27 protein-coding genes and 1 tRNA gene are annotated in these 25051 nt (G+C 68.0%); 10 read left to right on the top strand and 18 right to left on the bottom strand.

All coding sequences use genetic code 11. The features are described 5' to 3' along the window. Window positions 1-172: 172 nt before the first annotated feature. The 3 genes from AADV74_RS00315 to AADV74_RS00305 all read right to left on the bottom strand — a co-directional run bounded on the left by AADV74_RS00315 (window position 173) and on the right by AADV74_RS00305 (window position 1796). Window positions 173-244: transfer RNA gene (locus tag AADV74_RS00315), tRNA-Arg, on the bottom strand. 471 nt (window positions 245-715) lie between these two features. After that, a complete protein-coding gene (locus AADV74_RS00310) occupies window positions 716-1102 on the bottom strand; it encodes a PRC-barrel domain-containing protein (RefSeq protein ID WP_342110670.1) in 387 nt (128 codons plus the stop codon). A gap of 7 nt (window positions 1103-1109) precedes the next feature. Beyond that, window positions 1110-1796 (bottom strand): hypothetical protein, encoded by a 687-nt coding sequence (locus tag AADV74_RS00305; RefSeq protein ID WP_342110668.1) that lies wholly within the window; start codon window positions 1794-1796, stop codon window positions 1110-1112. A gap of 272 nt (window positions 1797-2068) precedes the next feature. Between AADV74_RS00305 and AADV74_RS00300 the strand changes: the two genes are divergently transcribed. Next, window positions 2069-2350: a hypothetical protein gene (locus AADV74_RS00300; protein WP_342110667.1), complete on the top strand. Its 282-nt coding sequence runs from the start codon at window positions 2069-2071 to the stop codon at window positions 2348-2350. Window positions 2351-2451: 101 nt separating this feature from the next. Here the strand turns inward: AADV74_RS00300 and AADV74_RS00295 are convergent, their stop codons facing one another. Next, window positions 2452-3120, bottom strand: coding sequence for a response regulator transcription factor (locus AADV74_RS00295; RefSeq protein ID WP_342110666.1), 669 nt, complete (start codon window positions 3118-3120; stop codon window positions 2452-2454). Window positions 3121-3261: 141 nt separating this feature from the next. On the opposite strand from AADV74_RS00295, the gene AADV74_RS00290 reads away from it, so the two are divergent. Beyond that, window positions 3262-3546 (top strand): GlsB/YeaQ/YmgE family stress response membrane protein, encoded by a 285-nt coding sequence (locus AADV74_RS00290; RefSeq protein ID WP_342110665.1) that lies wholly within the window; start codon window positions 3262-3264, stop codon window positions 3544-3546. A 151-nt stretch (window positions 3547-3697) separates the two neighbouring features. Here the strand turns inward: AADV74_RS00290 and AADV74_RS00285 are convergent, their stop codons facing one another. The 4 genes from AADV74_RS00285 to AADV74_RS00270 form a co-directional block, all read right to left on the bottom strand. Beyond that, window positions 3698-4849, bottom strand: coding sequence for a CHAP domain-containing protein (locus AADV74_RS00285; RefSeq protein WP_342110659.1), 1152 nt, complete (start codon window positions 4847-4849; stop codon window positions 3698-3700). 209 nt (window positions 4850-5058) lie between these two features. Continuing rightward, window positions 5059-5556: an HNH endonuclease gene (locus AADV74_RS00280; RefSeq protein ID WP_055820881.1), complete on the bottom strand. Its 498-nt coding sequence runs from the start codon at window positions 5554-5556 to the stop codon at window positions 5059-5061. A 388-nt stretch (window positions 5557-5944) separates the two neighbouring features. Next, window positions 5945-6625 carry a C40 family peptidase gene (locus AADV74_RS00275; RefSeq protein ID WP_342110654.1) on the bottom strand — a complete coding sequence of 227 codons (681 nt, stop codon included), beginning with the start codon at window positions 6623-6625 and terminating at the stop codon, window positions 5945-5947. A 362-nt stretch (window positions 6626-6987) separates the two neighbouring features. Continuing rightward, on the bottom strand, window positions 6988-7680 hold the full coding sequence (locus AADV74_RS00270; protein ID WP_342110652.1) for an iron-dependent transcriptional repressor DtxR: 693 nt from the start codon (window positions 7678-7680) through the stop codon (window positions 6988-6990). A 99-nt stretch (window positions 7681-7779) separates the two neighbouring features. Here AADV74_RS00270 and serC point away from each other — a divergent pair, with 99 nt between their 5' ends. Both serC and AADV74_RS00260 read left to right on the top strand, forming a co-directional pair. Then, a complete protein-coding gene (serC, locus tag AADV74_RS00265) occupies window positions 7780-8898 on the top strand; it encodes a phosphoserine transaminase (RefSeq protein WP_342110649.1) in 1119 nt (372 codons plus the stop codon). A 144-nt stretch (window positions 8899-9042) separates the two neighbouring features. Next, on the top strand, window positions 9043-9279 hold the full coding sequence (locus tag AADV74_RS00260) for a DUF2530 domain-containing protein (protein WP_342110647.1): 237 nt from the start codon (window positions 9043-9045) through the stop codon (window positions 9277-9279). A 22-nt stretch (window positions 9280-9301) separates the two neighbouring features. Here AADV74_RS00260 and AADV74_RS00255 read toward each other — a convergent pair whose 3' ends face one another. After that, window positions 9302-10087 carry a DUF3027 domain-containing protein gene (locus AADV74_RS00255; RefSeq protein ID WP_342110642.1) on the bottom strand — a complete coding sequence of 262 codons (786 nt, stop codon included), beginning with the start codon at window positions 10085-10087 and terminating at the stop codon, window positions 9302-9304. Continuing rightward, window positions 10080-10460, bottom strand: coding sequence for a cold-shock protein (locus AADV74_RS00250; RefSeq protein WP_342110640.1), 381 nt, complete (start codon window positions 10458-10460; stop codon window positions 10080-10082). The genes AADV74_RS00255 and AADV74_RS00250 overlap by 8 nt, the downstream gene beginning before the upstream one ends. Window positions 10461-10658: 198 nt before the next feature. Between AADV74_RS00250 and AADV74_RS00245 the strand changes: the two genes are divergently transcribed. From AADV74_RS00245 to AADV74_RS00235, 3 genes are all read left to right on the top strand, one after another. Further along, the gene (locus AADV74_RS00245; RefSeq protein WP_342110638.1) at window positions 10659-10925 is read left to right on the top strand and encodes a hypothetical protein; all 267 of its coding nucleotides are present in this window, start codon (window positions 10659-10661) and stop codon (window positions 10923-10925) included. Between the two features lie 13 nt (window positions 10926-10938). Next, window positions 10939-12795, top strand: a complete 1857-nt coding sequence (locus tag AADV74_RS00240) for a helicase-associated domain-containing protein (RefSeq protein ID WP_342110636.1) — start codon at window positions 10939-10941, stop codon at window positions 12793-12795. 85 nt (window positions 12796-12880) lie between these two features. Beyond that, window positions 12881-14530, top strand: coding sequence for a DNA repair helicase XPB (locus AADV74_RS00235; RefSeq protein ID WP_342110634.1), 1650 nt, complete (start codon window positions 12881-12883; stop codon window positions 14528-14530). Between the two features lie 112 nt (window positions 14531-14642). Here AADV74_RS00235 and AADV74_RS00230 read toward each other — a convergent pair whose 3' ends face one another. From AADV74_RS00230 to AADV74_RS00220, 3 genes are read right to left on the bottom strand one after another with little or no spacing between them, the layout of a single operon-like run. Further along, window positions 14643-15308: a dihydrofolate reductase family protein gene (locus tag AADV74_RS00230; RefSeq protein WP_342110632.1), complete on the bottom strand. Its 666-nt coding sequence runs from the start codon at window positions 15306-15308 to the stop codon at window positions 14643-14645. Beyond that, window positions 15295-16206 carry a dihydropteroate synthase gene (folP, locus tag AADV74_RS00225; RefSeq protein WP_342110630.1) on the bottom strand — a complete coding sequence of 304 codons (912 nt, stop codon included), beginning with the start codon at window positions 16204-16206 and terminating at the stop codon, window positions 15295-15297. The genes AADV74_RS00230 and folP overlap by 14 nt, the downstream gene beginning before the upstream one ends. Next, complete coding sequence (locus AADV74_RS00220) at window positions 16203-17447, bottom strand: NAD(P)/FAD-dependent oxidoreductase (protein ID WP_342110628.1); 1245 nt, start codon at window positions 17445-17447, stop codon at window positions 16203-16205. Before AADV74_RS00220 ends, folP begins: the two co-directional genes overlap by 4 nt. Before the next feature lie 165 nt (window positions 17448-17612). Here AADV74_RS00220 and AADV74_RS00215 point away from each other — a divergent pair, with 165 nt between their 5' ends. From AADV74_RS00215 to AADV74_RS00205, 3 genes are all read left to right on the top strand, one after another. Continuing rightward, on the top strand, window positions 17613-18305 hold the full coding sequence (locus AADV74_RS00215; protein WP_056166107.1) for a response regulator transcription factor: 693 nt from the start codon (window positions 17613-17615) through the stop codon (window positions 18303-18305). Window positions 18306-18381: 76 nt separating this feature from the next. Then, complete coding sequence (locus AADV74_RS00210) at window positions 18382-20121, top strand: sensor histidine kinase (RefSeq protein ID WP_342110623.1); 1740 nt, start codon at window positions 18382-18384, stop codon at window positions 20119-20121. A 117-nt stretch (window positions 20122-20238) separates the two neighbouring features. Continuing rightward, window positions 20239-20529 (top strand): WXG100 family type VII secretion target, encoded by a 291-nt coding sequence (locus AADV74_RS00205; protein WP_342110621.1) that lies wholly within the window; start codon window positions 20239-20241, stop codon window positions 20527-20529. Between the two features lie 252 nt (window positions 20530-20781). Here AADV74_RS00205 and groL read toward each other — a convergent pair whose 3' ends face one another. The 5 genes from groL to AADV74_RS00180 form a co-directional block, all read right to left on the bottom strand. After that, a complete protein-coding gene (gene groL / locus AADV74_RS00200; RefSeq protein WP_056166098.1) occupies window positions 20782-22401 on the bottom strand; it encodes a chaperonin GroEL in 1620 nt (539 codons plus the stop codon). 132 nt (window positions 22402-22533) lie between these two features. Continuing rightward, window positions 22534-23568: a DUF3048 domain-containing protein gene (locus AADV74_RS00195; RefSeq protein WP_342110618.1), complete on the bottom strand. Its 1035-nt coding sequence runs from the start codon at window positions 23566-23568 to the stop codon at window positions 22534-22536. A gap of 115 nt (window positions 23569-23683) precedes the next feature. Beyond that, window positions 23684-23887 carry a cold-shock protein gene (locus AADV74_RS00190; protein ID WP_342110616.1) on the bottom strand — a complete coding sequence of 68 codons (204 nt, stop codon included), beginning with the start codon at window positions 23885-23887 and terminating at the stop codon, window positions 23684-23686. 220 nt (window positions 23888-24107) lie between these two features. Beyond that, a complete protein-coding gene (locus AADV74_RS00185) occupies window positions 24108-24650 on the bottom strand; it encodes a LytR C-terminal domain-containing protein (RefSeq protein WP_342110614.1) in 543 nt (180 codons plus the stop codon). Between the two features lie 10 nt (window positions 24651-24660). After that, window positions 24661-24966: a DUF3263 domain-containing protein gene (locus AADV74_RS00180; RefSeq protein ID WP_342110612.1), complete on the bottom strand. Its 306-nt coding sequence runs from the start codon at window positions 24964-24966 to the stop codon at window positions 24661-24663. Window positions 24967-25051: the final 85 nt, after the last annotated feature.

Raw genomic sequence — 25051 nt, 5'->3', positions numbered from 1 at the left:
ATCAGCACTGTGCAGGCGACTGAACTTATCGTGCTTACATTCGCAAGTCCCAGCTACGTCGAGCGGCGCCAACGCCGACGCCAGCACCCGACTCAGTTGATGTACGGTCCAGAGTTACTTGCGGAAAGTCCAGTTTCGGACGCGGCGTGACATCAATGACGACGACGAACGGTGCCCCTGGAGGGACTCGAACCCCCAACCCTTTCCTTAGGACGGAACTGCTCTTCCATTGAGCTACAGAGGCTGACTGCACGAGTTTATCTGCTTCGAGCGCGTGTGCCGACTGCACCAGCCAGCAGAAGTCATGGCGGCGGATCGAGGCTTGTCGCAGGTGCAGGGCCGCTGGACTTGTCATGGCCCCGCACCTGCGGCACTACGCCGATTCGGGTTCGGCATGTATTGAGACTAGGGCGGTTCGCAGGAACGCTCGCGGGGGTTGACAGCCGATCACATCATCCGAGCTGTCGCGTGGTTCCGCGTCCCGGTTTTCCCGATGGTTCTGACCATGAAGGCTCAGGGCGACCTGAGGCATGGAGGGAGGCGCTACGCATCGGGATCGACGACTTCATCCTCGCGGAGCACGCGCGACGGACTGAACGGGCAGAGGTAGCCAACGGGCACCAGATCGGGCCTGGGCACACCGATCCTCGTCGCCCGGGACGGTTTGAGCGCCGGAGTGACGCGGATGCCATGCTCTCGACAGACCTTCATGGCGTCATCGCGACTCCTCGTGGCGACCCGCGCTCGCGTCGGGCGCAGCCCCCGGATCCGCACCGGCGGTGTCGGTGGCCGAACCTGTCGAGTAGTACCGCACGAGCTCCTGCTCCTGAGTCGGATCGAGGCCGCCGTCGGAATCGATCCGAGGAGCGTGCTTGACCTGATCCTTGCTGAAGGGCACGGAGACGTCGTCGTTCTCCCAGGTCGCGTCGGTCAAGGGCACGAAGGTGGAATGGCGGGCGAGCGTTCCGACGTGCACCACCGCCCAGGTCGGATGCCCGTCCGTGGCGTCCACGAGAACCTGCGCGATCCGGCCGATCTTGTCATCATCGGTGCCGAACAGCGTGGCGCCGACGATGCTCTGGATGTTGTTCGATGGCAGCATCAGCGGGTCACCGGCCCAGGCCGGCGCGGTCGACCTTGCGATGGAAACGCATGCCGGCCGCTCCACCGAGCAGGGCGCCACCGAGGCTGGCGAGCGCGAGCGCGACTGCGGTGATCACACCCCCGAAAGTGACGTCGCCCTCATTGAGCGGGATGCGGGGGAAGCTGTTGAGGTTCGCCAGCACGTTGAACTGGCTCCCGGCGATAGCGCCGACGATCGCCACCACGACGGCGATCACGACGGCCCAGAGCCACACCGCGAGGCCCTGCTTCAGGCCGTCGAACCGCGCCATGCGTCCGGCGACGTATCCGCCGCAGTAGTACGAGATCAGGAGCACGACGACGAGGGCGATGGCGCCGACGATGCCGATCGTCGCTGCTTCACCTTCGTCGATGGAAGCCTGTCCGTCTGTGGCGCCGAGGCCCACCGCAGCGCCGGTTGCCGCGACGAGAGCGGTCAGGATGACGGCGGTTCCTGTCGCGGTGAGCCATCCGAAGAAGGCCGAACCGAACTTGATGCCGCCGAACCTCTCCCGCTCACGGTTCACTACCTCCTCGCGAAGTGTGCCGCGGTCCTCCAGCGGCACCGATCCCGCGGGGGCTGCGCTGGACGGAGTCGTCTGGGGCTGAGTCGTCTGGGACGGGGTCGTCTGGGCCGGCGTCGTCTGAGCCGGCATCGCCTGGGGCGGAGTCATCTGGGGCCGACCATCGTCGGCTTGTTCTCGGTTCGTCATCGTCCTGGATCCTGTCGTGGTGAGGCGTGCTGTGTCGTTGCTGCGAGGCCGGTCGGGGTGCGTCGCCCTTCGTCGGAGAGCGCTCCGCTCAGCGAGCGGCCTCCCCCAAGTCAGTCACCCTTTTCGGATTGACAGGCCCGGGTCGACTGATGCCGCCGCGGGGTCTAAACTCTGCGGACACGCGGTGACAGCGGAAGCCAGGCGCTAGCGGACACCCGCCGTAGGATGCCACCATGACGACCTGGCTCACCGAGGAGTTCATCGCCGGCGCGCAACACGAACCGCTCGCCGTGACATTCGGAGAACACGACCTCACCCTGAGACGCAGCGCCGCCCGACGGGACGGCACCCCCGGGTACGGTGCCGAGCTGGAGGTCGTGGAGGGTGACGTCGTGCTCGGATACATCACCCCGTACTCCGAGCACGAGCACGGAGCCGTCCGCGCGGATCAGTTCCACGTCGCGCTTCCGGTGCTGCATCGCACGCTAGACGGCGCACTCGGCGAGATCCTCTGACGTGTCGCAGGCCGACGCGAGCCGAAGCGGCGCGACGGCCGCTGAGCGCGTGACGCTTTCACGTCGACTCCGGATGCGTCGCTGACGGCATCCGTCAGAGATCACGGTCCCCCCAGCCAGTGCTCGATCCGGTGGGTGTCCGGCGCGAAACCATGGCTGACGCCGTAGAGAACGGCCTGCGTGCGGCTCGTCGCCCCGATCTTGCGATAGACGGAGCGGATGTAGGACTTGACGGTGTTGGGGCTGAGGTAGGTGAGTCGCGCGACCTCCGCGTTGCTCTTGCCCTGGGTGATGAGCGCGAGGATCTCGGACTCGCGATCGGTGATCCCCTCGAGCTTCCCCGGCCAGTCCAGGGCCGGTGCGCTCGGCGCCCGTCGGTTCTGCTCGCTGATCACGATCTCCCCCGCGTTCACCGCCTCGATGGCGGCGACGAGAGCCGCTGCCGTGAGCGTCTTCGACAAGTAGCCGTGCACACCGAGTCGGCGGGCCTCCGCGATGAGATCGGGTTGGAAGTTCCAGGTGTAGACCACCACGTGACGCGCACGCGGGTTGCGCATGAGTCCCGCGATCTCGGTCTGATCGGACTCCGGCTGCGCGAACGAGTCGTAGAGCACCACGTCGACGTAGTCCTCCATGGCGGCGTTGGCGTCGATCTCGGCCACCACGACCCGGTCGCGGTAGTCGTCGAACAGGTGCGCGAGTCCCTTCAGCACCACGTCGTAATCATCGACGAGGGCGACGGTGACTGGCTGGGAGGTCGGCGAGGGCATACCCCCTAGCATTCCACCCCCAGGGGTGTACAGCCACACCCGCAGGGGTGGTTGACTCCGTACTATTGCCGAGCGGCGGCCCGCGCTCCAACCGGTGCGCACCAGGCCGCACCCCGCTCGGCACCTAGAAGGAGAATACTCATGCTCGGCCTCATCATCAGCCTCATCGTCATCGGCCTCATCGCTGGCTTCATCGCTCGCGCCGTGATCCCCGGCAAGCAGAACATCGGCATCCTCATGACGATCCTCGTCGGCATCGTCGGCTCGTTCGTCGGCGGATTCCTCGGATTCCTGATCTTCCAGCACGACCCGATGGACGGCTTCTTCCAGCCCGCCGGCATCATCGGCTCCATCATCGGCGCGATCATCGTGCTGTTCCTCTACGTGCGCTTCGCCGGCGGCCGCAGCGCCGCTCGCCGCTCCTAGGCCCTGGACGCGAGGGCAGGGGAACAATCCAGACCCTCGGTGGCCACATGGCGACGCGCCCGACTCTCAGGAGTCGGGCGCGTCGTGCATTCCGCGCACGGCCGCGAACAGCAGACACCCCGCCCAAGACGGGCTACCGGATGCCGCGAGGCTACGCGGGCGGCGGGTAGAGGTAGAGCGCCGCATCGCCGACACCGATGGTGCGGCGGTGGTAATTGTGGTCGGAGTTCTGGTTGTACTCCTCGATCGTCACGGTGCCGTCACCGTTGACCGACTGAACGTAGGCGACGTGATTGCCCGTGAACCAGGCGACGGATCCGACGATCGGGTCGTGGCTGACCTGCCAGCCGTTCGCGTACCAGGCGTTCGCCCAGTTCCACGCGCTGCCGCCGCCGGGGGTGAGGTTCGACCAGACCCACCGGAACGGGCCGGTCGCGCCTGCATCGCGGTTGAGGCGCCAGGCGACGAAGTCGACGCACTCGCGATACTCGTAATTGAGGGGTGAGAGCACTCCCACAGGGCCACCGGGCCACGGATAGTCGTCGCCCTCCTGGCGCTGCGCGGGCGCCGAGTAGGCACCGATCTGCGCTGCCTGCTCGGCAGCGGCCTCCTCACGGGCGGCAGCAGCCTGAGCCGCGGCGGCCGCCTCGGCCTCTGCGGTCTGCCGGCGGATCTCCTCGCCGCTCACCGCTGTGTAGCCGTCGCGAGCGACGGTGACCTTCGCGGCGGAACTCGAGACGTCGACCTCCTGGGCGGAGGCGACGGCGAGCTCGTGGGTTCCGGACTCGGAAAACTCCGACCCGCCCGTGGGGGCGAAGGCGTATGCGGGCAGGGCGACGGTGAGGAACAGTCCGGGCACGACGACGAGAGCCACGATCGCGCCGAACGGATTCTTGCGCCGGCGTGCAGGCTGCGAGGTCGGGGTGGATCCCCGCGGAGGGGCTCCACCTCCGGATGCCGCACTGCGAGCTGCCGACGGCGAGACCGAGGCGCGCGCGGTCGGTACCGCGACGGGCGCCACCGCAGTGGACGCAGCCGCCTCGGGGGCGGCGGAAACCGTTGCCGGCGCGACCACGATGGGGGCTGTGCGCGGCTCAGCTGCATCCGTTCGCTCATCGCGACCGATGGTGGCGCCTGGCGTCGGCCACTGCTGAGCCGGAATGGATCCGGTCGGGGTCGCTGGCGATCCGTCTCGCTGGGCGCGGAGCGAACGACGAGTGGGGAGCTCGGCGGGTAGACCTGTTCCGGTGGTCTCCGGCGCCGACTCAGGTGCGAGTCGGTCGGGGTTGCCGGGTTCAGTCACAGATCGTCCTCCGGGGTGCTGGTGGCACCACGTCGTCGTACATGGGGGCACGTCGCCCGGTGGAGAGGGGGAGCTCCCGTGGCGCGACCTGCCCCAGACTACGTGATAGCCCCGAGGTTGTCACGAAGCGAAACGGGTACGCGTCCTGGCGGGTGTGAGAGGGCTCTCATTCGCTCGGATGCCGCCCGACGGGTGCCACGACGGATGCCTCACGCCGCCAGCGTCAGGAACTCGTCCCACTGCGGCTCGGAACGTTCGAAGCCGCGCACCAGCCACGCGGTGCCCTGCGGCATCGTCGGCGTGATGCGCAGATGCCAGCCCATCTCGTTCGGCGTACGATCCGCCTTCACGTTGTTGCAGCGCACGCAGCACGCCACGAGGTTCTCCCATGAGTCGCGGCCGCCGCGCGAACGAGGCAGGACGTGATCGATCGTGGCGGCCGACTTGCCGCAGTATCCGCAGCGGTGATTGTCGCGCCGCAGCACGCCGCGACGGCTCACCGGCACGTCGCGCGCGTAGGGGATGCGCACGTAGCGTGTCAGCAGGATGACCGACGGGCGATCCCAGGAACCCGACTGCCCCCACACAGGGTGATCGGCGTCGTACTGCAGCAGGACGGCCTTGCCGTTCATCACCAGGATGAGCGCTCGTTTGAACGAGATGACGGCCAGCGGCTCGTAGCCGGCGTTGAGGACCAGTGTGCGCATGTCTCTCCCTCTCGAATGAGGCTGGACGGCTTCCAGCCATTCGAACTACCCGGACAGGCGGGTCTTCAGGAGCGAGGGCGAACAGAAAAGGGCACTGTCACGAAGACAGTGCCCTACCAACCACACGAATGCGGTGTTGCGTGCGACTCGAATGCCGGCGCACGAAGGCACAGCGGTCATCCATGGTGCGGATGCTGCGTTGCTCGTGCATCGACTCTCCCGAGAACTCGTTTGTCAGAGCTTCAGGCTAAACCACACCGGAGGAACACTCACCATCAGGCACGCCGCACGCGCGTGACGTCATCCGTTCGTCACAGATCATTCACGGCGCTGTGCGATTTCCGGATGCCACTGACGAATGCCGTACCGATTCGCCAACGGATGCCACTCAGATGCCGAGGCGCACGATCGTGTAGTCGCCGGTCCAGATGGGCTGCACCCGCACGGACGCGCCCTCGTAGGGAGCGTGCAGGATGTTGCCGTTGCCGGCGTAGAAGCCGTCGTGGCCGTCCATGATGACGAGGTCACCGGGCTGGGCGTCGGCAAGGGAGATGGGGGTGCCCATGGCGCCTTGGCCCGAGGAGGAGTGCGGGAGGCTCACGCCGAACTGGGCGAAGACGTACTGCACGTAGCCCGAGCAGTCGAAGCCGGCCGGGGTGTTGCCGCCGTAGACATAGGGAACACCTTGGTACTGCAGCGCCACGTTGTAGACGGCGGCCAGGTCGAAGCCACCGGGGAACGGCGGGCTGGCGAGAAGGTCGCCCACGGTTGGACCGGAGAAGGCTGCGCTGTACGCGGTCATCTCGCTGGCGGCGGTGGCCGCGGCCTGAGCTGCTGCGGCCTGCGCGGCAGCAGCGGCAGCGGCGTCGATGGACGCCTTGGTCGTGGCGTCGTAGCCGTCGCGGGCGACGGTGATCGTGGCGGCCTGCTTGTCGACGGTCACCTCCTGCTCACCGGCCTTCATGGCACGGTTGACGTCGGACTCGGCGAAGGCCTGGTCGCCGACTCCGGGCGCGCTGGCGTAGGCGGGAAGCGCCACGGTTGCCACGAGGCCGACGGCGACGGCCATCACGGTGAGGTTCGAAGCGACGCCACGGCGCTTGGCGCGGGGCTTCGACTTCTCGATCGCAGCGCCGGGTACAGCCTCGATCGTTCTTGAGTTGTCTCGCGGGTCACGACGTGTGTGTAGCTGGGCCAAAGTCACCTCCGGCGCCTCCGACAGCCGTGAGGCTGGTCCGTCCACTGCGGGTATCGCGTGCGTATCGGAAGGTCAAGAGACGGGATGGGAGGCGTCTTGTTCCGAGTCCTTCGACCAGGGGGGATGGTCTGTGGGACTCCTCGACGCTAGCCGAAGGTCACGGTTATGTCACATCCTGTTTCCCGAGTGCGCGCCTTTGAGAGCGGTTTCTCAGTCTGGGGAGGACGACCGGATCAGGCCTCGACGAAGATGTGACCGGCTGACTCGTTGGGCAGTTCGAGGCCGCCGTCGACGCCGTCGACCTCGATGCGCACGTATGAACCAGCATTCGAGAACGACGCCTGGGCACCGGGAAGGATGCCGAACTGCTTGAGCTGCGCGAGGAGTTCCGGGTCGAATTGCACGGGTTCTGCGAGGCGACGAATACGGCCGGGCACTGCGGATCCGCCCTCGGCGACCAGAGCCACGATGTTCACGACACCCGTCATGAAGGGCGTCGACGCCGGCTCACCCAGCTCCTCCAGACCCGGGATCGGATTGCCGTACGGGGACTCGGTGGGGTGATCGAGAATCTCGAGGAGCTTCCGCTCCACCTGCTCGCTCATCACATGCTCCCAGCGGCATGCCTCCTCGTGCACGAACTCCCACTCGAGTCCGATCACGTCGGAGAGCAGGCGCTCGGCCAGCCGGTGCTTGCGCATGACGTGCACGGCCTTCAGGCGTCCGGCATCCGTCAGTTCGAGGTGGCGGTCGCCGGAGACGACCACGAGACCGTCGCGCTCCATACGGGCGATCGTCTGCGAGACCGTCGGCCCGGAGTGCCCGAGGCGCTCGGAGATGCGAGCCCGAAGGGGAACGATGTTCTCCTCCTCGAGATCGAGGATTGTGCGGAGATACATCTCCGTCGTGTCGATGAGGTCCGTCACTCACGCCTCCCCTGTCGCCTTGGCACGTACCCGGTAAGCCTACCCGTCCGTCGGCGTCACTCGCCGTCACCCGCTGGGGGCTCCATCTAGAATCTACGCATGCCCCAGCTGACCATCCCCACGTCATTCCTGCCCGCCGACGGTCGCTTCGGATGCGGCCCGTCGAAGGTGCGCGCCGAGCAGCTCGAGTACCTCGTCTCGGCCGGCGCCGCCATCCTCGGCACCTCTCACCGCCAGGCTCCGGTGAAGGATCTCGTGGGCCGGGTGCGATCCGGCGTCACCGAGCTGTTCCGCGCGCCGGACGGCTACGAGGTCGTACTCGGCAACGGCGGATCGAGCGCCTTCTGGGACGCAGCAGCCTTCGGTCTCATCGAGAACCGCAGTCAGAACCTCGTCTTCGGGGAGTTCGGCGGCAAGTTCGCGGCTGCCGCGAAGACCCCGTGGCTGCAGGCCCCCGACGTGCGCACCTCCCCTGCCGGGTCGCGCACCGCGCCGGAGGCCGTCGCCGGCGTCGATGTCTACGCCTGGACCCACAACGAGACATCGACGGGCGTCTCGGCTCCGATCGAGCGCGTGAACGGCGACACCGGCGCCCTCACCGTGATCGACGCGACCAGTGCGGCCGGTGGCATCGACTTCGACGCGTCGCAGGTCGACGCCTACTACTTCGCGCCGCAGAAGAACTTCGCCTCGGACGGTGGCCTCTGGCTAGCCCTCCTCTCCCCCGCGGCGCTCGAGCGCATCGATCGCATCGCGGCATCCGATCGCTACATCCCCGAGTTCCTGTCGCTGAAGAACGCCGTCGACAACTCGCGCCTCAACCAGACGCTCAACACTCCTGCACTCGCGACCCTGTTGCTGCTCGAGAACCAGCTCGAGTGGATGAATGGCAACGGCGGACTCGCCTGGACGTCGGCGCGCACCAAGGAGTCATCCGACGTGCTCTACGAATGGGCAGAGCGCGTCGACTACGCGACGCCTTTCGTGACGGATGCCGCCCACAGGTCGCAGGTCGTCGTCACCGTCGACTTCGTCGACGGGATCGACGCAGCCGCCATCGCCAAGACCTTGCGCGCCAATGGCATCGTCGACACCGAGCCCTACCGCAAGCTCGGCCGCAACCAGCTGCGCTTCGCGACCTTCGCGGTCATCGAACCCGACGATGTGCGCGCACTGGTGTCGTCGATCGAGTACGTGGTGGAGAACACGGCCGGCTGACTCGTAGACGCTCGCTCGCTCGTCCACCGCTCGCTGAGGGCCGAGCGAAGCGACCGCCCGAAGCGCGTCGAGCGAGCCGCCACGTCGGCGCGCATCGGCCGCGGACTCCGTCCGGGCCTCAGCGAGCGGCATTAGGGTCGATGCATGCGCATCTGGCTGAAGGACAGTGAGCGGAGACCCGATCCGGAGCCTGCCCGCGCCGATGGACGCAAAGCCGTCGTCGCGGGAACAGCCGTGTGGTTCATCGGCCTCATCGTCTGGTTCATCTGGGGTGAGATGCTCACAGACGCCGGCTTCGGGTGGTGGCTGTGGATGTGCCTCACCGGTATCGCGCTGGGCGTCATCGGCCTCGTGGTCGTGCTGGTGTCGCGCCGGAGCTGACCGCAGTCAGCTCCGGGCCGAGTCACTCGTCCTCGTCGTCGTCCGAGTCTTCGTCGGAGTCGTCGTCGTCATCGGAGTCGTCGTCGTCATCGGAGTCGTCGTCGTCATCGGACTCTTCGTCGTCGTCGGACTCGTCGTCGTCTTCGGACTCATCGTCGTCGTCCGACTCGTCGTCGTCTTCGGACTCATCGTCGTCGTCCGACTCGTCGTCATCATCATCCGACTCGTCGTCATCGTCGGACTCCGCACGACCATCACCGAAGACGTCGACATCGAGGTCGTCGTCGAAGTCCTCGTCGTCCTCCTCGTCGAGGTCGTCGGCGTCGTCGCCCTCGGCCGCGGCCTCGGCTGCCGCAGCGGCGACGGCCTCCTGCGCGGCACGGTAATCGGCCAGTCGGTCCGACCACGGCACCCAGTCGGGCGCGAGCAGGGCGTTCTCGCCGGGCATGAGCTCGGCCTCGAGCACCGTCGGCTCGGCGCCCTCGACGCGACCCAGGGTGACGGTCCAGTGCCAGCCGGGGTAGCCGGTGAGGCGCGTCTCGAACAGCAGCGACAGGGCGTGCTCGCCCTCGACGATGTGCCCGGCGGGATCGCCGATGGTCTCGACCGGCGTGATCTCGGCGAGAGCCGTACGGGCCAGGGCCTCGGCGGCGAGAAGCACGTCGTCGGCGACTGGAGCCGGAGCATCCGCGAGCGCCTCGGTGCCGTCAGCCTCGGGACCCGCGGCATCCGCCACCGTCACGTCATCCACGGCCGGCTCGGCATCGGGGGTGAGCTCAGCGTCCGTCGTTCCGTCGGTGTCAGGCATCCAGCTCGTCAGCCACCTTGCGCAGCAGCGCCGCGGTCAAGCGCGTCTTGCTGCTGTCGGGGTAGTGTCCGCGACGCAGGTCGCCGCCGACGCCGTCGAGGTACTTCACGAGGTCCTCGACGATGATCGCCATCTCCTGAGCTGGCTTGCGGTTGAGCTTCGCCAGGCTCGGCGGCGTGTCGAGCACTCGCACCGAGAGGGCCTGCGGGCCGCGCTTGCCCTCGGCGATGCCGAACTCGAGGCGGCTGCCGGCCTTGACGACAGCGCCGGCAGGCAGAGCTGACGCCGGCAGGTGCACCTGCTGTCCGTCATCGGCGCTGATGAAGCCGAATCCCTTGTCCTCGTCGTAGAACTTGACCTTGCCGGTGGGCATACTGAACCTCGTCTTGTGTACGGGCGCGCCGAATCGCGACGCAGTCCTGTTCCTAGTTTAGAGGGGCGACGGATGCCGCGTGCCGGCGACGGGCATCCGTTCCGCCGATCCGACCGCCAGCCGGCGTACGCACCCCGTTCGGGGCAGCGTCGCCGCGCACGGGCCCGACTCGGCCTGAATGCTCGTATTGTTGATCGGGTGACCTCTGAACCGACCAGCCCCGGCAAGCATCGCCTGGAGCGAGCGCTGACGTCGATGGCCGGGACCACCGTCGCCCTCGGCGTCCTCGCCATCGTCGTGCTCCTCATTGGCAAGGCCGTGGGAGCCGATCTATCCGGTGGCGTCTGGCCAGTCGTGCTCGTCATCCCGCTCATCGCCCTGCCGATTGGGGTTCTGTTCATCATCGCCTTCGTGATCGTGTCGGGCATGCGCCGCTCGCGAGAAGCCAAGTCGAGTCAGAGCTGATTCCTCTCCTGCCATGATCGCGCTGGCCGCCCTCGCACGATCGATGAGCGATGACGCTCTCGTCGGGGCGTTGCACGCGCGCGGGGTGCCCACCACGGGCATGCGCGATCTGTTCGATCTCGCGGAGTGGCTGCTGACGCCGACCTCGGTGCAGGCCGCCCTGGGCGACTTCGACCGCACGCATCTCGCCGTGCTGGGCGCGACCACCACCATCATCGCCGAGACCGGCGCCGAACCCGGGACTCCGGTCGGCTACGACGACGTCGCCGCGAGGCTCACGCAGCTGCGCACCGAGCCGATCACCGTCGACGAGGTGCGCGCCGTCGCCGCCCAACTCGCGGCCGTGCTTCTCTGCCGCGCCGACGACGACGGCATCGCCGTGTTCCGCGGTGTGGCCGAGCGCCTCGCCGAGTGGCCGGCTGAGGGGCTGCCCTCCTTCGCCGAGCTCGCCGCCCCGTTTCCCCCGACGCCCGTGGCCGAGAGCGATGTCGACACCCGCATGCTCGACGCCCTCGCTGCAGAGCGAGCGTTCTCCACGGTCGCTGCCATCGCAGAGCTCGTCACGGCCGTCGGCACCGAGCCCGCCCGCGAACTCGGCAAGGGCGGGCTCTCGCTCCCCGATGCCAAGCGCCTGGCCACGGCCATGTCGATCCCGATCGAACAGGTCGCCGGCCACCTCCGGGTCGCTGCTCGGGCCGCGCTCGCCGCCCTGAACGGCACCGACTGGATGCAGACCGACACCGGAGGCGACTGGCTGAACGGCTCGACCCCCGAGCGCTGGGCAGCGCTCGCCTCGTCCTGGTACGAAGCCATGCCCACTGACGTGCACGACATCCTGGCGAGCGCACGCGTGCCGTGGGGTCCCGGCATCCGTGCCTACGTCGCCTGGCTGTATCCGGCATCCGGCGCCGGCCTCGAGGGCCGCATCGACGAGTTCTCGGCTGATGCCGAGCTCCTCGGCATCACGGCGGGCAGCACGCCCGGTGCCGTCGGCGCTCTCGTGCTGCGCGGCGAGCTGACCGCTGCAGTCGAGACCCTCGACGGACTCCTTCCCCACGAGGTCGACAGGGTCTACCTGCAACACGACCTCACCGTCATCTCCCCCGGTCCGCTGGCGCCGCGCCTCGACGCCAGGCTGCGCACGCTGGCCGACGTGGAGAGCCGCGAACTCGCCTCGAGCTATCGCGTGACCGCGTCATCCGTCGAACGTGCCCTCGCCGTCGGCGAGACCGCCGAGTCGATGCTGGCCTTCCTCGGCGAGATCTCCCTCACGGGCATGCCGCAACCGCTCGGCTACCTCATCAGCGAGACGGCCGCCCGCTACGGCCGCGTTCGCGTGGGGGCCACCCACGGCGAGGAGCAGTTCCGCAGCTACGTGCGCAGCGACGACGAGTCGCTCATCGGACAGATCAGCGTCGACAAGACCCTCACCGCGCTCGCCCTCGTGCGCACGGGGACGCACAGGGTGGCGAGCCGGTTCGAGCCGAGCATCGTGTTCTGGGCCCTCAGCGACGCGCGCTACCCCGTCGCCGCCGAGAACGACAGCGAGCAGATCGTGCACATAGCGCGGCGTACCGTGCGTCGCCCAGCGCCACCTGCCAAGGCCGATCCTCTCGTCGACCTCGTGGTGCGGCTGCGGGCCGCGGATGCCGACATGGGCGAGACCGGACTGGCATTCCTCGCCCGCCAGATCGAGGCAGCGATACGCGAGAAGCGCACTCTGACCGTGAGCGTGCGGATGCCGGGAGGCACCGTCTCCGACTACCTGCTCGAGCCCACCTCTGTGGCCAACGGCCGCATGCGCGCCCGAGACCGGCGCGCGGACATCGAGCGCACCCTGCCGCTGTCGAGCATCGACGGCATCTCCTGAGCGGTCGGTCCGACACCGCACGCCGCTGTCGTGGCTCGGCGCACGTCGGCTGATACCACAGCGACCGACTGTAGGATTGACGGTTATGTCAGACGGACCCCTGATCGTGCAGAGCGATCGCACAGTGCTGCTCGAAGTGGCGCATCCGCTCGCCGAGGATGCACGCCACGACCTCGCCGTTTTCGCCGAACTGGAACGTGCCCCCGAGCACATCCACACCTACCGCATCACGCGGCTGGGCCTGTGGAACGCACGCGCCGCCGGTCACGAGGCATCCGACATGCTGGCGACACTCGAGAAGTACTCGAAGTTCCCGGTTCCGCAGACTGTCACGATCGACATCGCCGAGACCGTCGGGCGCTACGGCCGTCTGGTCATCGAGCGCAACGACGAGGGCGAGCTGGTGCTGCGGTCGACCGATGAGCCCGTGCTCACCGAGATCTCGCACGCCAAGCGCATCGCGCCGCTGCTCATCGGGCATCCGTCGTCGGACACCTACCTCATCGAGCCCTGGGCGCGTGGAGCCCTGAAGCAGGAGCTCGTGAAGCTCGGCTGGCCCGCTGAGGACCTCGCCGGCTACACGCCGGGCACGCCGCACGCGATCGACCTCGCCGAAGACGGCTGGAGTCTGCGCGACTACCAGAAGAAGGCCGTCACGAATTTCTTCGACGGCGGATCCGGCGTCGTGGTGCTCCCCTGCGGTGCCGGCAAGACCCTCGTGGGCGCCGGCGCGATGGCCACCGCGAAGACCAACACGCTCATCCTCGTGACCAACACGGTCTCAGCCCGGCAGTGGCGCGACGAGCTGCTGAAGCGCACCTCGCTCACCGAGGACGAGATCGGCGAGTACTCAGGCCAGATCAAGGAGGTGAAACCCGTCACCATCGCGACGTACCAGATCCTCACGGCCAAGCGGAAGGGCGAGTACGCCCACCTGGCCCTTCTCGACGCGCTCGACTGGGGCCTCATCGTCTACGACGAGGTGCACCTGCTGCCCGCCCCCGTGTTCAAGCTCACGGCCGAGTTGCAGGCTCGACGCCGCCTCGGCCTGACGGCAACCCTCGTGCGCGAGGACGGCCGCGAGGGCGACGTGTTCTCCCTCATCGGCCCGAAGCGCTTCGACGCCCCCTGGAAGGAGATCGAGGCCCAGGGCTTCATCTCCCCGGCGTCCTGCTACGAGGTGCGCATCGACCTGCCGCAGAGCGAGAGGCTCACCTACGCCGCCGCCGCCGACGACGAGCGCTACAGGCTCGCAGCGACGGCCCCGGCCAAGCTCGACGTCGTGCGCCAGCTCGTGGCGCGGCATCCGGGCGAGAGCATCCTGGTGATCGGGCAGTACCTCGACCAGATCGACGAGTTGGCCGAGGCGCTGAACGCCCCGAAGCTCACCGGCGCTACGCCCGTCGACGAGCGCGAGCGGCTGTACCAGGCCTTCCGCGAGGGCAGCCAGGAGGTGCTCGTGGTCTCGAAGGTCGCGAACTTCTCCGTCGACCTGCCCGAGGCGACTGTCGCGATCCAGGTGTCGGGCTCGTTCGGCTCGCGCCAGGAGGAGGCCCAGCGCCTCGGACGCCTGCTGCGCCCCAAGGAGTCCGGCCTCACCGCCAACTTCTACACCCTCGTCGCACGCGACACCGTCGACCAGGACTTCGCACAGAACCGTCAGCGCTTCCTCGCGGAGCAGGGCTACAGCTACACGATCCTCGACGCGCACGCGCTGGACGCCGTGGCGGCGTAGCCACACCGCTGATCGAGTAGCGCCGACGAAGTCGACGCGTATCGAGATCCATCCAGCGCTGACCGCTCGATGGTCAGCGGGTCTCGACACCGCTGCTCACTCCGTTCGCGGCCTACTCGACCGGCGTGGCGCGCGCGTACCTCAGGAACAGCAGCGTCTCCCCCTGCAGGGCATGCACGAGCTGCATCCGTCGCAGCTGCTCCGAAGCACCCTGCAGGATGCGGCCTGCATCGCCGCCCACGAGCACGGGGCTGAGGCTGAGGCACAACTCGTCGACGAGGCCGACGGCCACCAGCTCGCCGAACAGGCGGGGACCGCCCTCGCACAGCACCTGCGTATGACCGCGCTCGGCCAGGGCGGCCAGAGCCGCCTCTAGGTCGATGGCGCCCTCGCCGCACACCAGAACCTCGGCGATCCCGGCGAGCGCCTCACGCCTGGCGGCGGGAGATCCCGCGTGGGTGATCACGTAGCGAGCGGCATCCGTGCCCGTGAACACCTGGTGCCCGGGGTCGATGTCGAGGGACCCCGAGACGACGGCCAGCGGGAGGCCGACCCCGCCGTAGCCCTCTGCACGCACTGTTCCGGCCCCGACCAGCAGCACGTCCGCTGCCTCGCGGAGCACGCTCATCACGCGCTGGTCCTCGGCGTCGCCGAGGCCGCCGCTGCGACCGTCGAGCGTGGCGGCGCCGTCGAGCGACACGACGAAGTTCATGCGCACCTGCGGTGTCTCGCGCCGCTCCAGCGCATAGGCCGCCGCCAGTTCGTCATGCTCCAGCACGTCGCGCCTCCCACTCCGCCGCGGTCTCGGCACTCACGTTGTGGCGCAGCGCCACGGGCTCGCGCCATCCGGCCATCACCTCGGTCATGCGCATGGCGTCCACGGTCTGGCGCACGTTGTGCACGCGCACGATGCGCGCCCCCTGCATCACGCAGTACACGGCCGCTGCGAGCGAGCCCTCGACGCGGTCGCCCCGATCGCGGTCGATCGACTCACCGATGAAGTCCTTGTTCGACAGGGCCACGAGCGTCGGATGCCCGAGCGCCGTCACCTCCGACAGGCGGCGGGTGAGTTCGAGCGAGTGCAGGGTGTTCTTGTTCAGGTCGTGCCCGGGGTCGACGACGATGCGCTCGAGGGGTACTCCGTGCTCGTGAGCCCGGTCGACGCGCGCCCGCAGGAAGTCGACGACCTCGCCCACCACGTCGTCGTAGTGCGGCGCCGGATAGACGGTGCGCGGCTCGGCGAGGCTGTGCGTCACCACGATCGTGGCGTCGCTGGCGGCGACGACCTCGGCCATGCGGACGTCGTGGATGCCCGTGGTGTCGTTGATGACGTGGGCCCCGGCGGCTATGGCGGCTTCGGCGACGGCGGCGTGGAAGGTGTCGACCGAGATGACGGCGCCGGAGCCGCGCAGGGCCTCGACGACGGGAACCACCCTGGCGATCTCCTCCTCCACCGGGACCGGCGGACCCGGCGCGAACTTCGCGCCGCCGATGTCGACCCAGTCGGCGCCGTCGGCGAGCGCCCGGTGCGCTGCGGCGACGGCCGCATCCAGGGCGAAGGTCGAGCCCTTGTCGTAGAACGAGTCCGGTGTGCGATTGACGATGGCCATGACGGCCACCTCGCGAGAGAAGTCGAAGGTGCGCGGGCCGATGGTGCGCACGGGGTGGGCGATCATGCGGCGAGCAGGGAGTCGAGTGCCACGCCGGGATCTGCGAGGGCCGCGGGGTCGAGGCGCACGCCTGCGCGGATGAGCTTCTGCACGCTCTCGTTGACGTCCCACACGTTCACGTTCATGCCGGCGACGACGTGGCGGTCGCGCAGCCAGAACGCGACGAATTCGCGGGAGGCCAGGTCGCCGCGCACCACCAGGTCACCTCCGGCCGCGAGAGTGCCGTAGCCCGAGTACTCCATGCCCAGGTCGAACTGGTCCGTGAAGAAGTAGGGGATCTCGGCGTACTCGACGTCGACTCCGGCGAGCGCCCGCCCTGCCGCAGCTCCCTGCTTGTCGGCGTTCGCCCAGTGCTCCACCCGCAGCCGCCGGCCGAGCACCGGATGGTACGCGTTGGCGACGTCGCCAGCCGCGAACACGTCGGGAGCGCTCGTGCGGAGGCCGGCATCGGTCACGATGCCGTTGTCCACAGTGATCCCGGATGCCGCTGCCAGCGTCGTGTTCGGCGTGGCCCCGATGCCCACGACCACGAGGTCGGCGTCGAGCACTTCTCCCGTGCGGAGCACGACACCGTCCACGTGACCGGAGCCGTGCCCGGCACCCCGGATGGCGCTCACGCCCGAGTCCATCCGCAGCTCGACGCCGTTGGCGCGGTGCAGCTCGGCGAAGACCTCGCCGATGACCGGTCCCACGGCGGCCTCGAGCGGGATCGACCCGTGGCCGATGACGGTCACGGTGTTGCCGTAGGTGATCGCCGCTGCGGCGACCTCGAGGCCGATCCAGCCTGAGCCGATGACGACGACGTGGCGGCCGCCGCGGGCGATGGCGGCGCGCAGCACCGTCGAGTCGTGGAGGGTGCGCAGCGTGTAGACGCCGGTGAGCGAGCCGCCCGGTCCGGTGAAACGCCTGGGCGACGCCCCCGTGGCCAGCAGCAACTGGTCGTAGGCGAGCGTCTCGCCGCCGGCACGCACAGTGTGCGCGGCGGTGTCGAGCTCGGTCGCCTCGGCGCCCGCGCGCAGCGTGATGTCATGGGCGGCGTACCAGGCCGCATCCAGCGGGATCGTCGAGGCGGCATCGTCCGTTCCGAGCAGATAGCCCTTCGACAGCGGCGGCCGCTCGTACGGCGGCCGTGCCTCGGCCGCGAGGACGGTGACGGATGCGTCGACGCCCTCACTGCGCACGCTCTCGGCCGCCCGTGCCGCGGCGAGACCACCCCCGACGATGACGATCCGATGGTGAGCGCTCATGCTGCCGAGTCTTCCACGCCGCCCCCGCCGCGACCAGCGCCGGCGAGGATCATCGCTCGACTCCCAGCAGGCTCTGCGCTCCTCCGACATGCAGTACAGCGTTCACCCGACTCGCCTCCACGCGATTCTCAGGCGGGTTTCAGGAAACGCGCAGATACTAGGGTCATGGCTGACGGTCCCCGCATTCTCATCGTCGACGACGAACCCAACATCCGCGATCTCCTCACCACGAGCCTGCGTTTCGCCGGCTTCGCGGTGCGTGCCGTGGGAAATGGCGCACAGGCCATCTCCGCGGTCCTCGAAGAAGAACCCGATCTCATCATCCTCGACGTGATGCTGCCCGACATGAACGGCTTCGGCGTGACCAAACGCCTCCGAACGGCTGGCTACACGGCGCCGATCCTCTTCCTCACAGCGAAGGATGACACCGAGGACAAGATCACGGGCCTCACCGTCGGCGGCGACGACTACGTCACCAAGCCGTTCAGCCTCGATGAGATCGTGGCCCGCATCCGTGCCATCCTTCGCCGCACGATGCACGCCGACGAAGAGGCCGTCATCCGCACGGGCGAACTCACCATGGACCAGGACACCCACGAGGTGCTCGTGGGCGAGATCCCCATCGAGCTCTCCCCCACCGAGTTCAAGCTGCTGCGCTACCTGATGCTCAACCCGAACAGGGTGCTCTCGAAGGCGCAGATCCTCGACCACGTGTGGGAGTACGACTTCAACGGCGACGCCGGCATCGTGGAGAGCTACATCTCCTACCTCCGCCGCAAGCTCGACCAGCACTCCACCGAGCCGCTCATCCAGACCAAACGCGGCTTCGGCTACATGCTGAAGAGTTCGAAGGGCTGATTCCCGGGAGTCCGACGGGTGATGTGCGGGTGTCGGTGGGCTGACGCTCAGACTGCGTTCGTAGACTGGCGCCGCCATGCATGAATCACTCTCCGAGCGGTGGAACCGCGTCTCCCTGCGCAGCAAGATCACCGGCGTCACGGTGCTCATGCTGACCCTGGGACTCCTGGTCTCCGGCATCGGAACCATGGCGATGCTGCGCCAGTACGTGACCCAGCAGGTCGACCAGCGGCTGGCGACCATCGCCAGCGGCAATCTCGATAAGTTCTTCGGCCCCGATGACGACGCCGAGATCACCTCAGTCACGAGCGACTCGACCGCGACCGATTACTTCGTCGCCGTCTTCGACACTGAGGGCGATCCGATCGCCCACAACTGGACGACGCGATCCTTCAGCGATCTCCCCATCATCGAGGGCACCCTTCCGCTTGCGACGACGAGCGACCTCGACGGCGCGATCACGGAGCTGCGCGACTCCAAGGGCACGGCGTTCCACGCCATCGCCGTGCCACAGAAGCTCGATGAGCAGGGCGCGATGGGCACCACCCTCATCGCTGTCTCGATGCGCGAGACCGACAACATCATGGCCACGTACCTGTCGATCTTCCTCGGCTTCGGCATCGGCGTGGTGATCCTGGGCGGCCTGATCACCCGGATGCTCGTGACGACGACGTTCTCACCGCTGCGCGAGGTGGAGCGCACCGCCGCCGCCATCGCCGACGGCGACTTCAGCCAGCGACTCGGCGGAGCGACCCCCAACACCGAGGTCGGACGCCTCAACCGCTCGCTCAACACGATGCTCAACCGCATCGACCGGGCCTTCAAGGACCGCGCCCGCAGCATCGAGCAGATGCGCCGCTTCGTCGGCGACGCCAGCCACGAGCTGCGCACTCCCCTCGTCTCGGTGCGCGGCTACGCCGAGTTGTACCGCATGGGGGCACTGCAGACCGCTGAGGACGTCGCCCAGGCGATGGAGCGCATCGAGAAGGAGGCCATCCGCATGGGCGGCCTCGTGGAGGACCTGCTCTCCCTGGCCCGCCTCGACGAGACCAAGCCGCTCGAGCTGGCTCCGGTCAACCTCGTGCCGATCGCCCGCGACGCCGCTCTCGACACCATGGCGTCCTCGCCCGACCGCACCGTCACGGTGATCCTCCCGCCGATCGTCCGGCACCACGACGAGCCGGCGGATGCCACCGACAACGCCCTCGATGCCGCGAGCACCCCCGAGCGCCTCGGCACGAGCAACGCCACGGGCCCGGTCGCCTTCGCCGGCGCCACGCTCGCGCGCCTCCGTGGGCGGCGCTACCGCAAGGCCGATGCGGCATCCGTCGCCTCGGGAACCATCGTGGCCTCGGCCGTCGCCCCGTCGCCTCATCCATCCGAAGCTGCAGAAGCCATCGTGCTGGCCGAGGAGAACAAGATCCGCCAGGTGCTCACCAACCTGCTCGGCAACGCCATGCGCTTCTCACCCTCGGGCAGCCCGATCGAGATCGGCGTCTCCATCGACGAGTCGACCGACCGCGCCGTGCTCTCGGTCATCGACCACGGTGACGGCATCCCGCCGCAGATCCGCGAGAAGATCTTCCAGCGCTTCTGGCGTGCGGACACCTCGCGCACCCGCGAGACCGGCGGCAGCGGGCTGGGCCTGGCCATCGTCTCGGCCATCATCGCCGCGCACAACGGAACCGTCGACGTCGTCGAGACACCGGGTGGTGGAGCGACGTTCCGCGTCTCGCTGCCGCTGGCGACCTCGCCGTCGGCACCGCAGTCGCTCGACGCCACGGGAACCCCCACAGCGGCCGTTCCCGCCGTCTGACCCCTCCCCCGGTTCGCGGGTCGCGGCATCCGTCCACGGAGAACGGATGCAGCGCGGCCGCCCGCGCGTGCCGGCCTAGTCTCGTGACCTCACCCCGTCGGAGAGGACACACCACCCATGACCAGCTACCACGTCGACAGCGACGCCGTCATCCAGACCACCCAGAGCGCCCACGGCTCCATCGAGCGCATCCGCACCGAGGTGCAGGCGCTGCTCGGCCAACTCACCAGCCTCGAGGGCTCGTGGAGCGGCCAGGCCTCGGTGGCGTTCCAGTCCGTGGTCGCCGACTGGAGGGCCACCCAGCAGCGGGTCGAGGAGAGCCTCGTAGGAATCACGACGGCGCTCGGCAACGCCGGCCAGCAGTACGCGGAGACCGAGCAGGCCAACCTGCGGCTGTTCGGGCGCTGAGCCCGCGGCCCGGTCGCTCGGCCCACCTTCAGCGCACGGGCGCATGATTCTCCGCGGGCCGATGCAGCGAGGGTGGGCCGCCGGGATCGCGGGCAGACGAGCGCAGACGCGACAGAGGGCGCCTCCCGTGATGGGAGACGCCCTCTGTCGTTCAGTACTGCGAGACCTGCACTTCGGGCGCGCGCTGCGCGCGGCCCTCCGTGCTGATCCTTCGGTTGAGCTTTCGCCTGCGGCGAATCCTCAACCTTCGGATCAGAAGTCCATGCCGCCTGTGGGGTCGCCGGCCGGAGCCGGGTTCTTCTCGGGCTTGTCGGCGACAACGGCCTCGGTGGTGAGGAACAGGCCGGCGATCGACGCTGCGTTGAGCAGAGCCGAGCGGGTGACCTTCACCGGGTCGTTGATGCCGGCGGCCAGCATGTCGACGTACTCGCCGGTCGCGGCGTTGAGGCCCTGACCGACGGGGAGGTTGCGCACCTTGTCGACCACGACGCCGGGCTCGAGGCCGGCGTTGAGAGCGATCTGCTTGAGCGGAGCGTCGATGGCCACCTTGACGATGTTCGCACCGGTCGCCTCGTCGCCCACCAGCTCGAGCTTCTCGAACGCGGTCTTGCCAGCCTGGATGAGGGCGACGCCACCACCGGCGACGATGCCCTCTTCGACGGCTGCCTTGGCGTTGCGCACTGCATCCTCGATGCGGTGCTTGCGCTCCTTGAGCTCGACCTCGGTCGCTGCACCCGCCTTGATGACGGCGACGCCGCCGGCGAGCTTGGCGAGGCGCTCCTGGAGCTTCTCGCGGTCGTAGTCCGAGTCGGTGTTCTCGATCTCGGCGCGGATCTGCGCGACGCGGCCGGCGATGGCCTCCTCGTCGCCCGAACCCTCGACGATGGTCGTCTCGTCCTTGGTGATGATGACCTTGCGAGCCTTGCCGAGCAGGTCGAGGGTGGCGTTCTCGAGCTTGAGACCGACCTCCTCGGAGATGACCTGGCCACCGGTGAGGATGGCGATGTCCTGCAGCTGGGCCTTGCGACGGTCACCGAAGCCCGGAGCCTTGACGGCGACGGACTTGAAGATGCCGCGGATCTTGTTCACGACGAGCGTGGCCAAGGCCTCGCCGTCGACGTCCTCGGCGATGATGAGGAGCTGCTTGCCGGTCTGGATGACCTTGTCGACGATCGGCAGGAGGTCCTTGATGTTGGAGACCTTGCCGTTGACGATCAGGATGTAGGGGTCTTCGAAGACGGCTTCCTGACGGTCGGGGTCGGTGACGAAGTACGCCGACAGGTAACCCTTGTCGAAGCGCATACCCTCGGTGAGCTCGAGCTCGGTGCCGAAGGTGTTCGACTCCTCGACAGTGACGACGCCCTCCTTGCCCACCTTGTCGATGGCCTCGGCGATGAGCGCGCCGATCTCGGGGTCTCCGGCGGAGATGGAAGCGGTCGCGGCGATCTCCTCCTTGGTCTCCACCTCCTTGGCGTTGGCGACGAGCTCGGCGGTCACAGCGGCGACGGCCTTCTCGATGCCGCGCTTGAGGCTGATGGGGTCTGCACCGGCAGCGACGTTGCGCAGGCCCTCGCGCACGAGTGCCTGGGCGAGAACGACCGAGGTGGTGGTTCCGTCACCCGCGACGTCGTCGGTCTTCTTGGCGACCTCCTTGACGAGCTCCGCACCGATCTTCTCGTACGGGTCGTCGAGCTCGATCTCCTTGGCGATGGAGACACCGTCGTTCGTGATGGTGGGGGCGCCCCACTTCTTCTCGAGGACGACGTTACGACCGCGCGGGCCAAGCGTCACCTTGACGGCGTCCGCGAGGATGTTGAGTCCGCGCTCGAGGCCACGACGGGCCTCTTCGTTGAAAGCAATGATCTTTGCCATGTGTGATTCTCGTCCCTTCCCGGACGTTTCAATCTGCGTCTAGTTAGCACTCAATCCAAACGAGTGCTAATTCGATTCTGGCACTCTGATGCCGCGAGTGCAAGCCGGTGCGACGCTGCGGGAAGGCAGTCTCTACTGCAGAGTGACGGAGCCCACCCCATTGGGGACGAGCTCGATCCAGGTGTTGCCCGGCGCGAGCCGGACGACCACGTTGTTGGCGTCGACGAAGCGAATGGGGCTGGCCGCATCGGCCTTCGACCAGGTCGCGTTGACGGTCTTGCCCCCCGTGGACACTGTCGCCGCTCCGGAGCCGATCATGATGGTCTTCGGCACTTCGCCATACGTGCCGTCGATGTCCACCCGCATCGTGACGACGTTGGTCGCCTGCAGCTGCTTGCCGGCGGCGTCGAAGTCGGGGGCGCCCTCCTGGTTCCGGAGCCAGACCTTGGCGGCTTCGTCCCAGGTGAAGTTCGGATAGCGCTCCGACGAGAAGGACACCGCGATGTTGGAGGTCGGCGCGCCGTCGAGCGCCGCCGTGGACGTCGCGATATCCGTGGAGTATGCCCACTGCTGCTGTGGCGCAGCGAGGTCGGCCGCCTGGTCCACGGCATCCGTCGCGTGCAGGATGACGTTGTGCGGAGCATCGTGCACGTCGTTCCTGTAGAAGATGCCCGTCGTGTCGTAGTCGAAGACGAGGTTCTTCACGGGGGTGGCCATCATCATGTCGACGAAGATCTGCTGCCCACCGGAGTAGGCGATGATGCCGCCGAACGGTGTGATGATGTCCGGGTCCATCGGTCGGATGGATCGCACCGGGCCGATCTCATCGGGGATGTCGGACTGCCATACGGCCGCGTATCGCGTGAGGCCTCCTTCGACGAGTTCCTCGAAGACGACGTCGGTGCGGTCGAGCCCGAACTGAGGCCGCGCTTCCTCGTGATTGTCGATCTTCGCTGCGACCGACGGATGCTCGAGGCTGCCGGCCGGAACCGTGGTTCCACGCAGCGGGGCGATCTCCGTGGCGGCAGGGGGCTCGAACGTCGACACGTACGCAGCCTCGGTGGAGGTCGGGGTCGGGGTGGCCTTCGGAGGGGTCGCCGTGCACCCAGCCGCCAGCAGGACGACCGGCAGCACGACGAACGTGGCCAGTACAGCGTGTCGACGCATCCGCACCCCTCTGTGAACCCATTCGACAGACACTGCCGATCCTCGACCAAACACTAACGCCGCCCGGTCACCCGGACGGCGTTAGGACACGGGCTATGCCCCCAGATCGTGCTGATCAGGCGAGTCGGACCGACTCGGCCTGAGGACCCTTGTTTCCGGTTCCGACCTCGAAGACCACCTGCTGGCCCTCTTCGAGAACCTTGTAGCCCGCCATGTCGATGGCGGAGTAGTGAACGAACACGTCCTGACCCCCACCATCGAGCGTGATGAACCCATAGCCCTTTTCAGCGTTGAACCACTTGACGGTTCCGTTCGCCATTCGTTGCTCCCATTGCTGTGTAACTCGCAGCACCTGCCCAAATGCCTGTACCGGGCCTGTCGCAGTGAACTGCGCCTGCATCCCCGCTCTCGCGGAAATTGTTCGACCAGCACCAGATGTTACTGAAATCGACGGCGACGACAAGGGATCGAACGCTGCTTTTGATCGCAGATTGGCAACGATTCGTCACACACTCCGCCGCAGGCGCTCGAAGCGAGCGTCAGGCGGGCGATTCGTGGTCGGATCCGATCACGAGCACGAGCTGCGCCCCGGCTTCCGCGAAGTCCTGCGAGAGTTGCACGTCCGCACCGGGAACAGCGGCTGCGAGACCGCGTGCCGCGCCTTCCAAGGTGGCGTCGGCGTAGTACACGACGGTGTCCTTGTAGTCCTGCTTGTCGGCGTTGGATGCAGCACCGACAGTCCAGCCGGCCGCACGCAGCGTGTCGGCGACCTCCCCGGCCAGGCCGGAGGTGGCGGTGCCGTTCAGCACGGTGATGCTCACCGACGGGTCCTGGGTGGGAGTCGCGGTGGCCGTCGCGGCCGGTGTCTCGGGGGCGGTGGTGGCGCCCGGAGCCGAGTCCAGACCGGTGTTCAGCAGCATGATGGCCACGGCGCCGATGACCACGAGCACGACGGTGGCGAGCGCCGCCCAGCCGAGGGCGATCCAGCCACGGCCGCGCTTGCGGGGGGAACGGTGGGCTCCGACCCGCTCGAGATCCTTGGGGATGTCGTCGAAGCGGTCTTCAGGGTACGAGGTGGCCATTCTTCCCGGTTCAGTTCGTGTCGTCAGTGGTGCCGAGGGAACGCCGTCGGCGTGCCGCAGTGCGAGCGTCGCGGAGCCGCTGCAGCCTCTTGACGAGCATGGGGTCGTGCGCGAGCGCGAGCGGCGAGTCGATGAGGGCTCCCAGCACTTGATAGTAGCGGGCCGCGGAGAGACCGAATTCGGCCCTGATCGCCTGCTCCTTCGCGCCGGCGTGTGCCCACCACTGCCTCTCGAATGCGAGAACAGCCTCGTCCCGCTCCGACAGGCCGGACGACGCGCGCGCCGTGTCGCGTCGGGTCTCACCCGTCTCGGCCATGCGCACCTCCCACAGTCGACCGCGACCGGTTCGGGTCGGCTTGCGGCCATCATATGCACGAGCGATCGTGCGGTAGCTGAGCGTC

This window comes from Leifsonia stereocauli, assembly GCF_038432415.1.
Classification (GTDB): Bacteria; Actinomycetota; Actinomycetes; order Actinomycetales; family Microbacteriaceae; genus Orlajensenia; species Orlajensenia stereocauli.
This window is presented reverse-complemented; position numbering and strand designations above follow the sequence as displayed.